10 protein-coding genes and 1 pseudogene are annotated in these 9,459 nt (G+C 63.3%); 6 read left to right on the forward strand and 5 right to left on the reverse strand.

Going from position 1 to position 9,459, the window contains the following annotated elements; translation table 11 throughout:
• The first annotated feature begins 158 nt into the window (after positions 1-158).
• Positions 159-380, forward strand: coding sequence for a hypothetical protein (locus QU481_RS19620; protein ID WP_289831685.1), 222 nt, complete (start codon positions 159-161; stop codon positions 378-380).
• A gap of 107 nt (positions 381-487) precedes the next feature.
• Here QU481_RS19620 and QU481_RS19625 read toward each other — a convergent pair whose 3' ends face one another.
• The 3 genes from QU481_RS19625 to QU481_RS19635 form a co-directional block, all read right to left on the reverse strand.
• Entirely contained in the window at positions 488-2,269 is a 1,782-nt protein-coding gene (locus QU481_RS19625; protein WP_289831686.1) for an acyl-CoA dehydrogenase, read from the reverse strand.
• Between the two features lie 98 nt (positions 2,270-2,367).
• On the reverse strand, positions 2,368-3,303 hold the full coding sequence (locus QU481_RS19630; RefSeq protein ID WP_289831687.1) for an electron transfer flavoprotein subunit alpha/FixB family protein: 936 nt from the start codon (positions 3,301-3,303) through the stop codon (positions 2,368-2,370).
• 3 nt (positions 3,304-3,306) lie between these two features.
• Positions 3,307-4,056 (reverse strand): electron transfer flavoprotein subunit beta/FixA family protein, encoded by a 750-nt coding sequence (locus QU481_RS19635; RefSeq protein ID WP_289831688.1) that lies wholly within the window; start codon positions 4,054-4,056, stop codon positions 3,307-3,309.
• Between the two features lie 392 nt (positions 4,057-4,448).
• Between QU481_RS19635 and QU481_RS19640 the strand changes: the two genes are divergently transcribed.
• Both QU481_RS19640 and QU481_RS19645 read left to right on the forward strand, forming a co-directional pair.
• Positions 4,449-4,874, forward strand: coding sequence for a MaoC family dehydratase (locus QU481_RS19640; protein WP_289831689.1), 426 nt, complete (start codon positions 4,449-4,451; stop codon positions 4,872-4,874).
• On the forward strand, positions 4,871-5,329 hold the full coding sequence (locus QU481_RS19645) for a GNAT family N-acetyltransferase (protein ID WP_289831691.1): 459 nt from the start codon (positions 4,871-4,873) through the stop codon (positions 5,327-5,329). Before QU481_RS19640 ends, QU481_RS19645 begins: the two co-directional genes overlap by 4 nt.
• 287 nt (positions 5,330-5,616) lie before the next feature.
• Here QU481_RS19645 and queG read toward each other — a convergent pair whose 3' ends face one another.
• Positions 5,617-6,699 (reverse strand): tRNA epoxyqueuosine(34) reductase QueG, encoded by a 1,083-nt coding sequence (gene queG / locus QU481_RS19650; RefSeq protein WP_289831692.1) that lies wholly within the window; start codon positions 6,697-6,699, stop codon positions 5,617-5,619.
• A gap of 4 nt (positions 6,700-6,703) precedes the next feature.
• On the opposite strand from queG, the gene tsaE reads away from it, so the two are divergent.
• The 3 genes from tsaE (at position 6,704) to QU481_RS19665 (ending at position 9,198) form a co-directional block, all read left to right on the forward strand.
• Positions 6,704-7,186 (forward strand): tRNA (adenosine(37)-N6)-threonylcarbamoyltransferase complex ATPase subunit type 1 TsaE, encoded by a 483-nt coding sequence (tsaE, locus tag QU481_RS19655; RefSeq protein WP_289831697.1) that lies wholly within the window; start codon positions 6,704-6,706, stop codon positions 7,184-7,186.
• Positions 7,150-7,725: an AMIN domain-containing protein gene (locus QU481_RS19660; RefSeq protein WP_289831693.1), complete on the forward strand. Its 576-nt coding sequence runs from the start codon at positions 7,150-7,152 to the stop codon at positions 7,723-7,725. Before tsaE ends, QU481_RS19660 begins: the two co-directional genes overlap by 37 nt.
• Positions 7,726-7,947: 222 nt before the next feature.
• Positions 7,948-9,198, forward strand: a complete 1,251-nt coding sequence (locus QU481_RS19665) for an N-acetylmuramoyl-L-alanine amidase (RefSeq protein WP_289831694.1) — start codon at positions 7,948-7,950, stop codon at positions 9,196-9,198.
• Between the two features lie 51 nt (positions 9,199-9,249).
• Here the strand turns inward: QU481_RS19665 and QU481_RS19670 are convergent.
• A pseudogene (locus tag QU481_RS19670) lies at positions 9,250-9,459 on the reverse strand (IS4 family transposase); the annotation flags it as partial.

A 9,459-nucleotide genomic window follows, 5' to 3' on the forward strand; every position in this document is an offset into this window, starting at 1 on the left:
AGCGTCAGCCAGATTTTCGGCCAACCGTTCAGCCAGGGAGATCGGGGCGCCAACATGATCCTCAACCGCAACGGCAGCGGCACGCTGACGGCGGCCCGAGCCACGCCTACTCGATACCGGTCAGCTGGAGCGCCTAGCCGCGCAACAGCAATGTGCCGGTGATCAACATCCCGCTGACCGACCTGTCGGCCATAGGGGACCTCTACGACGCAGATCTGCTGCACCTCGGCGGCAAGGTGATCGCCGCCCTGCGCAACGAGCACCTGAAACGTGGCCAGATGCAACCGGCGAGCAGCATAGGTCAGGACGACGCGCTGACGGACAGCAACCCGTTCGACCGGCTGTTTGCCGCCGTGCAGTCGATAGCCGGTACGCTCTAACGGGGGAACGGTAAGGCTCCCCCCGCCTCGTCAGGGTGGCCCGCAACTGGCATGCAAAAACGGCCGGCGCCCTGACAGGCAGCCGGCCGTTTTCAAGCAGGAGCAACTCAGAACTGGCTATCGTCCAACGCCAGCACGCTGTCGGCGCCAGCCACGATTGCAGCGGCGAGCCCCGCCACCTGCCGCAGCAGGTGCTCGCCGTAGAATCGCGCGGTGATCTGCTTGGCTGCCAGGAACTCGACATCGGCACCGTCTTCGCCCGACTGCGCCTTGGCGATCAACGCCGCGCGGCCAAGCTGCCAACCGCCCAGCACGATGCCCATCAGCTTCAGGAACGGCACCGCGCCGGCGCCGGCCAGCTGCGGCTGCGCCGCGAAGGTGTCGACAATGAACGCCACGCAGCGCTCGGCTTCGACCACGGCAGCGGCGAGATTGGCCGACAGGCTGGCGAAACCGGCCGCCTTCAGCCGCTCGGCGGTGGCGGCCACTTCGTTGAGCAGCCAGCGCGCGGTGGCACCGTTCTCGCTGGCTGTCTTGCGGCCGATCAGGTCGAGCGCCTGGATGCCGGTGGTGCCCTCGTAGATCGCGGTGATACGCGCGTCACGGTAGTACTGCGCCACGCCGGTCTCTTCGATGTAGCCCATGCCGCCGTGCACCTGCACCGCCAGACTGGTGATCTCGTTGGCCTGCTCGGTGTTCCAGCCCTTCACGATCGGAATCAGGAAGTTGACCAGCGCCTGGTTGCGTGCACGCTCGTCCGGCACTGGATGACGCGCGGCGCGATCGAGCGCGGCAGCAGTGTAGAAGGCCAGCGCTCGCTGTGCCTCAATCTGCGCCTTCATCGTCATCAGCATGCGACGCACATCCGGGTGCTTGATGATCGCCACCCCGGCCAGGTCCGGCGAACCGATCGCACGGCTCTGCACCCGCTCATGCGCATAGGCTACCGCGGCCTGGTAGGCACGCTCGGACACCGCCATGCCCTCGATGCCGACGCCGAGGCGGGCATGGTTCATCATCGTGAACATATACGACAGACCCTTGTTGGCCTCGCCAACCAGGTAGCCGACCGCGCCGCCGTTATCGCCGAAGCTCATCACAGCAGTCGGGCTGCCGTGAATGCCCAGCTTGTGCTCCAGCGACACGCAACGCACGTCGTTGCGCTCACCCAGACTGCCGTCGGCATTGATCAGGAATTTCGGCACCACGAACAGCGAAATGCCTTTCACCCCGGCCGGCGCGTCCGGCAGGCGGGCCAGCACCAGATGGACGATGTTGTCCGCCATGTCGTGCTCGCCCCAGGTGATGAAGATCTTCTGGCCGCTGATGCGGTAGGTACCATCACCTTGCGGCTGCGCCTTGGTGCGCACCTGGGCAAGGTCGGAGCCGGCCTGCGGCTCGGTCAGGTTCATCGTGCCGGTCCACTCGCCGGCTGACATCCTGGGCAGATAGACGGCCTTCAGCTCGTCGGACGCATGATGGTTCAGCGCCTCGATCGCCCCTAGCGTCAGCAAGGGCGCCAGCGAGAACGCCAGGTTGGCGGAGCACCACATCTCCTCGGTCGCCAGCGCCACCAGGGCCGGCAGCCCTTGCCCGCCGAACTTGGCCGGCGCGCGCAGGCCGACCCAGCCGGCCTCGACATACTGCTGCCAGGCATCCTTGAAGCCCGGCGCGCTGGTGACGATGTTACCGTCGAGCCGCGCGCCCTGGTCGCCCTGCTTGTTGATCGGCGCCAGCACGTTCTCGGCGAATTTGGCGCCCTCCTCAAGGATCGCGTCGACCAGCTCCACGCTGGCGTCCTCGTAACCGGGCAGGCTGCACACAGCAGGCAGCTCGGCCAGCTCGTTCAGCGCAAAGCGGATGTCTTTTAGGGGGGCGTGGTAGATCATGTCAGCACCTCGGTTTTCTCGTGGATTTTCTCGTGATGTAGAAAAGGCCGGTCTGACGCCGGCCTTGTTTGCTTCTTCTTGCGACTGCGCCGCGGTCCTTACTTGGACAGCTCGGCGATCAGCTCCGGCACCACGGTGAACAGGTCACCGACGATGCCATAGTCGGCCACTTGGAAGATCGGCGCTTCTTCGTCCTTGTTGATCGCAACGATCACCTTGGAGTCTTTCATGCCGGCCAGGTGCTGGATCGCACCGGAGATGCCGACGGCGACGTACAGGTCCGGTGCCACCACCTTGCCGGTCTGACCGACTTGGTAGTCGTTCGGCGCGTAGCCGGCGTCGACCGCGGCGCGCGACGCGCCCACGGCGGCGCCGAGCTTATCGGCCAGCGGTTCGATCACGGCCTTGAACTGTTCTTCCGAGCCCAGCGCACGGCCGCCCGACACCACCACCTTGGCTGAAGCCAGTTCCGGGCGGTCGGACACGGTTAGCTCCTGGCCGATGAACTGCGACAGCGCGCTGTCGGCTGCAGCAGTGGCGCTTTCAACGTTGGCCGAACCGGTCTCGGCGGCGGCCTCGAATGCGGTGGTGCGCACGGTCACCACCTTGATCGGGTCGCTCGACTGCACGGTGGCCAGCACGTTGCCGGCGTAGATCGGACGCACGAAGGTGTCGGTCGACTCGACGGCGACAATGTCGGACACCGGCGCCACGTCCAGCAGTGCCGCGACGCGCGGCAGCAGGTTCTTGCCGAACGAGGTCGCCGGAGCGAACACGTGGCTGTACTGCTTGGCCTGCTCGACCACCAGGGCCGACAGGCTTTCGGCCAGGCCGTGTGCATACTGAGCGGCGTCGACATGCAGCACCTTGGCCACGCCGGCCAGCTTGGCAGCAGCGGCGGCAGCGGCCGCCGCGTTCTGACCGGCCACCAGCACATGGATGTCTCCCCCCACCTTGGCGGCGGCGGTGACGGTATTCAGGGTGCCTGCCTTCAGGCTCTGGTTGTCGTGTTCAGCGATAACGAGAATAGCCATGATTTACAGCACCTTTGCTTCGTTCTTGAGTTTGGCGACCAGCTCGGCGGCGTTCGCCACCTTGATGCCGGCCGAGCGTTTGGCCGGTTCGGCCACTTTCAGCGTCTTCAGGCGCGGCGCGATGTCAACGCCCAGGTCGGCCGGGGTCAGCTTGTCGAGCGGCTTCTTCTTGGCGGCCATGATGTTCGGCAGCTTCACATAGCGCGGCTCGTTCAGGCGCAGATCGGAGGTAATCACTGCCGGCAGCGCCAGCTTCACGGTTTCCAGACCGCCGTCCACCTCGCGGGTAACAGTGGCAGTCTCGGCGTTCAGCTCCACCTTGGAGGCGAAAGTGCCTTGACCCCAGCCCAGCAGCGCGGCCAGCATCTGGCCAGTCTGATTGGCGTCGTCGTCAATCGCCTGCTTGCCGAGAATGGCGAGGCTCGGTTGCTCCTTGTCGGCCACAGCCTTCAAGAGCTTGGCCACCGCCAGCGGCTGCAGCTCGGCGTCGGTCTCGACGTGCACTGCACGGTCGGCACCCATCGCCAGCGCGGTACGAAGCGTTTCCTCACACTGCTTCACGCCTAGTGACACCACCACGATCTCGCTGACCTTGCCGGCTTCCTTCAGGCGCACTGCCTCTTCCACCGCAATCTCGTCAAACGGGTTCATCGACATCTTGACGTTGGCGATGTCCACGTCGGAACCATCGGCCTTGACCCTGACTTTCACGTTGTAATCCACAACGCGCTTCACAGCGACTAAAGCTTTCATGGGAAATTGCTAACCTCTCACGTAGGGATGATCGGAGTGTTGATATGGCGCCAGTTCAGCCGGCATCGGGGCCATTGTCGGCCAGTGCGCGGATTCAAACAAGCGTTTAACCAACAAAATATGGGACCGGCGTCGTCAAAACGCAACGCTGTGTTCTCGCCCAACGACGGTCCAACAATCGGGTCAGCCCAAGTCTACCTGTCGGACAGTCTTTTTGCACGGCACCTACCAGACGCCGACACGCCCTGCCGGCAGCGGAAACGCGCGACACCACAGAGGTGTCAGGCCACTTGCACGCGATGATCGACGGGTCTCGCGTTGACACTTTGGCAAGCACCGGCAATTGCTGCCACAATGGCCTGGCAATTCCATTCGAATAAAGGGCTAACCAGATGGCAACCGTGTTCTTCGAAGATATCCAGATCGGCCAGTCGGCCAGCTACGCCAAAACCATCAACGAAGCGGACATCCTGCTGTTCGCGGGCGTGTCCGGCGATGACAACCCGGTGCATATCAACCAGGAGTACGCCGAGACCACCCGGTTCGGCGGCCGCATCGCCCACGGTATGCTCACCGCCAGCCTGATCTCGACCGTGGTCGGCACCAAGCTGCCCGGCGAAGGCGCGATCTACGTGTCGCAGTCGACTCAGTTCAAGGCCCCGGTGCGCATCGGCGAAACCGTCACCGCCATCGCCACGGTCAGCGCGCTAGACCCAGTGAAGAAACGCGTCACCTTCAAGACCGAGTGCCGGGTGAAAGACCGGGTCGTACTGGAGGGCGAATCGGTGCTGGTCGCCCCGTCGCGAGTCCCGCAATGAACACGACCCGACTCTACGCCGCCACCGATGCGCAAGGCCAGATTCTCGACCCGGTACAGCTAGGCAAGGCATTGCCGGTGCACCGTCAGCTGCGCCCGCGACTACCGGCCGACGAGGCCGGCTACCTGACGACTCTCGCGCGGGTGTGTGCCGACGGCGGCCGGATCGAGCTCGCGCTGCAGGGCGACCAAGTGGTCGGGGTGGCGCTGTACCGCATCTACGAAAACACCTACGAGGGGCGGCGCCTCTATATCGACGATCTGGTCACCGACGAGGCACATCGCTCGCAGGGGGTCGGCTCGCTGCTGTTGGCACGCTGCGAGGCGATCGCCTACGCGGCAGGCTGCCGCTTTTTGACGCTAGACTCCGGCACCCATCGCACCGACGCGCACCGCTTCTACTTCCGCGAAGGCATGGTGATCAACGCCTTCCACTTTACCCGCGAGCTCGACTGAGTCATAGCTCACATCGCATCAGCACCCGGCGCGCCATCGGGAAACCGACGGCGCGCTTCGCCTCTCGACAGGCCAAGAGGTCGCATCCCATTCGCTTTCGGTCGGCGTCATGAAGCCGCATCGCGCGTAGAACGGCGCGTTCCCACATCAGCCCGCTTGGTGGTGGCTCGCTCGATCGCCAGCAGCGGTCAGCTCATCAGTCTGAGCCGACCGGAGCGTCCATCGGGTCGGAAGGTTCGTCGAAGATTGAGGGTCAATAGACAGAGATTGCAACAGGTCTGGGCGGCTCACCCCGGCTCCACGCCATGCCGTGCTAACGCCCAGCGGGTCGGTTCGCGCACCAGTTCGTCCGGGTGGTCGGCACGCGCCATCAGCACAGCAATCACCACATCCGACGTCGGTGCATTGCCAAGGCCGACCGCGATATTCGACAGCCACTTCAGATAACCGATACGGTAGATCGGGCTACCAGCCATCCGGGTCTTGAACTCGTTTTCACTCCAGCCGAACAGTTCGACGAGGCTCACGTCGTCGAGACCGTGACGCACCGCAAAGTCCGGCTCCGCGGTGTGCACGGCGAAACGGTTCCACGGGCAAGCCAGCTGACAGTCGTCGCAACCGTAGACCCGGTTGCCGATCAGCGGCCGTAACGGCTCGGGAATCGCGCCCTTCAGTTCGATCGTCAGGTAGGAAATGCAGCGGCGCGCGTCGACCGTGTACGGTTCGACGATCGCCCCGGTCGGACAAACGTCGAGGCAGCGGGTGCAACGGCCGCAGTGTTCCGCCTCGCTCTCGTCCGGCGGCAGCGGCAGGTCGGTGACCAGTTCGCCGAGGAAGAACAGCGAACCTTGTCCCTTGTTGAGCAGCAGGGTGTGCTTGCCGCGCCAGCCAAGGCCCGCCTGCGCCGCCAGCGCCACTTCGGCAATCGGCGCGCTGTCGGTAAACACCCGGTAACCGAGCGGCTGTATCGTTTCGGCTAGCCGGTCGGCCAGCTTCTGCAGCCGATTGCGAACCACCTTGTGGTAATCGCGGCCGAGAGCGTAGCGGGAGATATACGCAGCGTTGCCGTTCGCCAGTACCGCGTCGGACGACTTCGCCTCGGCCGGCCAATAGTGCATGCGCAGCGACACCACCGACAGCGCACCGGGCACCAGCTCGGCTGGACGCACCCGCAACTGGCCGTGACGCGCCATATAGTCCATTTCACCGTGGTAGCCGGCTTCCAGCCACGCGACCAGCCGCTCGCCTGCCTCGGCGGGCAGTTCGGCCCGGCTTATACGGGCGTCGGCGAAGCCCAGTTCGCGCGCCCAATCTTTAATTTGCCGCACCAATTCGGGATAATTCGGGTTTTCGGAGTTGCTTGCCTGCATGGTTATGAATGATACCCGCTCACGCTCCGGTTATATACCGGACGAAGCTGCCACGCTGGCGCTCGGCGCTGCGCTGGCAGCAGCTGTCACCCCCGGTCTGGTAATCTACCTGCAGGGCGATCTCGGCGCCGGCAAGACCACACTGACGCGCGGCTTTCTTACCGCACTCGGTCACACCGGCCGGGTGAAGAGCCCAACCTACACACTGGTGGAAAGTTATCAATTGCCGCGGCTGACCGCCCATCATTTCGATTTATATCGTTTCGCCGACCCCGACGAATGGGTAGACGCCGGTTTTCGCGACTATTTCGATGCCGACAGCGTCTGCCTGGTCGAATGGCCAGACAAGGCCGCCGGCCTGCTGCCGCCGGCGGATCTCGTCATGGAACTCGACGTCGTCGGCGACGGCCGGACTTTCGTTTTGTCGGCCAATAGCGAGCACGGAACCCAATGCCTGAATCGAATCACATTTCCCCGCGCCGCCTGATCGCTGTCGCCTCCGCTGCCTGGCTGCTATTGACCAGCGATGTAGGCCTCGCCGCCAGCCCCGCGATCATCGCGGTGCGCACCAGTCCGTCGCCGACGCATACCCGCCTCACCATCGAGTCAAGCACCCCGCTGAAGTTCAAGCAACTTCTGCTGGCCAATCCGAACCGGCTGGTCATCGATGTCGAAGGCGTACAGCTCAACAATCCGCTTAAGAGCATCGGCAGCCAGATCAGCAGCAATGACCCGCTCGTCCATAGCGCCCGTGTCAGCAGGCCCACCCCGAACACAGCCCGGCTGGTGCTCGATCTGAAGACCGAGGTCAAACCACAGGTCTTCGCTCTGAAACCCGATGCCAAGTTCAAAAATCGGCTGGTCGTCGACCTATTCCCGACGCACGCACACAATGACCCTCTCCTTGCGCTGCTCGTCGACGACAACAAGGGGCGGTTCGAGTTCGTCGATCCCCCGGCTTCGGAGCCGGCCCATCCGAAACTGGCAAAGGCCAGCATCGCCCACGCCCCAGCAAAACCCCATTAGCATGCCTCTTTGATTTGCCGTGCTAATTCAGGATAATTTGGACATACTGGCCGCCTTTTTCGTCCCCCTATCGTTTTGCAGAGCAGAACGAAATGGCAAAGAAACCGGCCTCCGCATTTATTTCGATGCCGACAAGGCCGCCAACCAGACTGGTTGCGGAACTCGATCTCACCAGTAACGGTCGCAGCTTCGTTTTGTCGGCCAATAGCGAACAGAAACCCAATGCCTGAGTCGAATCACAACCCTCTGCGCCGCCGCCTACTTGGCGCCGCCGCCGCCACTTGGCTGCTGTCGGTCAGCCGCGTCGGCTTGGCCGCCGACGCGACGATCGTCGCGGTACGCGTGTGGCCTTCGTCAACCTATACCCGAGTCACCATCGAATCAAGCGCACCGCTGAAGTTCAAGCAGTTTCTGCTGAACAACCCGAACCGGCTGGTCGTCGACGTCGAAGGCGTCCAACTCAACAGCCTGCTCAAAGACATCAGCAAGCAGGTCGGCGGCAGCGACCCATTCATCCAGAGCGCCCGGGCCGGCCAGAATACCCCGGACACGGTGCGGCTGGTGCTCGAACTGAAGACCGAGGTCAAACCGCAGGTCTTCACGCTAAAGCCCGTCGCCGAGTTCAAGCATCGACTGGTCGTCGACCTGTATCCGGCACAAGCTCAAAACGATCCGTTGCTGACATTGCTGGACGACTACAACAAGGGCCAGCTCGACCAGAACAACCCACCGGAGCCGACCAAGCCCAAGCCAGGCAAAGCCGGTACCGACCGGCCTATCGTGGTGATGCTCGATCCGGGCCACGGCGGTGAAGACCCCGGCGCCACTGGCCCGCGCGGCACGCACGAGAAAGACATCGTGCTGAAAATTGCTCGCCAACTGAAGCAGATGATCGACCGCGAGCCGAATATGAAGGCACATATGACCCGCGAGGATGATGTATTCATTCCGCTTGGGGTACGGGTCGCCAAGGCGCGCAAGCTCAACGCCGACCTTTTCATTTCCATCCATGCCGACGCATTCATCACACCGGCGGCGAAGGGATCGTCGGTATTCGCCTTGTCCGAGAAAGGGGCGACCAGCACTGCGGCTCGCTACCTCGCGCAGACACAGAACGACTCCGACCTGCTCGGCGGGGTAAAACTCAACACCAAAGACCCCTATCTTGCACACACCCTGTTCGATTTGACGCAAACCGCGACGATCAACGACAGCCTGAAGCTTGGCAAATCGGTGCTCGGCAGGATCGGCGACCTCAATTCGCTGCACAAGGGCAAGGTCGAACAGGCTGGCTTCGCCGTGTTGAAGGCTCCGGACATCCCGTCGATCCTGGTCGAGACGGCATTCATCAGCAACCCCGACGAGGAACGCCGCCTGCTCGACCCGGACTTCCAGCAGAAGATGGCCCAATCCATCCTGTCTGGGGTAAAGAGCTATTTCTCGCAGGGCGCCTCGCTCGCCTCGCGTGCATGAGCCCTGGGCTCATCACGAAACGAAAAAAGCCGGCAATTGCCGTAATGCCGTTCACTTAGCGGATCGAACCTGTTTGATTGAGTAACGGGACGGCAGCTTTTTCACCACGCGGGGGCATTCACGCCCCCGCCGTTGTTTCGGTAGCAACAACTCCCCGAGACGTTCCCGCAGACGCAGCAAGCGCGCCGGCAAGGTGCCGGGGCTGCTGATCGCCAGCCAGCTCCACTCATAGCGCAAATAATGCAGCGCTGTCGTAAAGCT

Origin of the sequence: Crenobacter oryzisoli (assembly GCF_030385785.1) — a bacterium.
Taxonomy (GTDB): Bacteria; Pseudomonadota; Gammaproteobacteria; order Burkholderiales; family Chromobacteriaceae; genus Crenobacter_A; species Crenobacter_A oryzisoli.

Excerpts from the sequence above, each read along its gene's own strand:
- QU481_RS19640 (WP_289831689.1), top strand. The coding sequence starts at position 4,449 with ATGGCAACCGTGTTCTTCGAAGATATCCAGATCGGCCAGTCGGCCAGC.
- QU481_RS19625 (WP_289831686.1), bottom strand. The coding sequence starts at position 2,269 with ATGATCTACCACGCCCCCCTAAAAGACATCCGCTTTGCGCTGAACGAG.
- queG (WP_289831692.1), bottom strand. The coding sequence starts at position 6,699 with ATGCAGGCAAGCAACTCCGAAAACCCGAATTATCCCGAATTGGTGCGG.
- QU481_RS19660 (WP_289831693.1), top strand. The coding sequence starts at position 7,150 with ATGCCTGAATCGAATCACATTTCCCCGCGCCGCCTGATCGCTGTCGCC.
- tsaE (WP_289831697.1), top strand. The coding sequence starts at position 6,704 with ATGAATGATACCCGCTCACGCTCCGGTTATATACCGGACGAAGCTGCC.
- QU481_RS19665 (WP_289831694.1), top strand. The coding sequence starts at position 7,948 with ATGCCTGAGTCGAATCACAACCCTCTGCGCCGCCGCCTACTTGGCGCC.
- QU481_RS19630 (WP_289831687.1), bottom strand. The coding sequence starts at position 3,303 with ATGGCTATTCTCGTTATCGCTGAACACGACAACCAGAGCCTGAAGGCA.
- QU481_RS19635 (WP_289831688.1), bottom strand. The coding sequence starts at position 4,056 with ATGAAAGCTTTAGTCGCTGTGAAGCGCGTTGTGGATTACAACGTGAAA.
- QU481_RS19645 (WP_289831691.1), top strand. The coding sequence starts at position 4,871 with ATGAACACGACCCGACTCTACGCCGCCACCGATGCGCAAGGCCAGATT.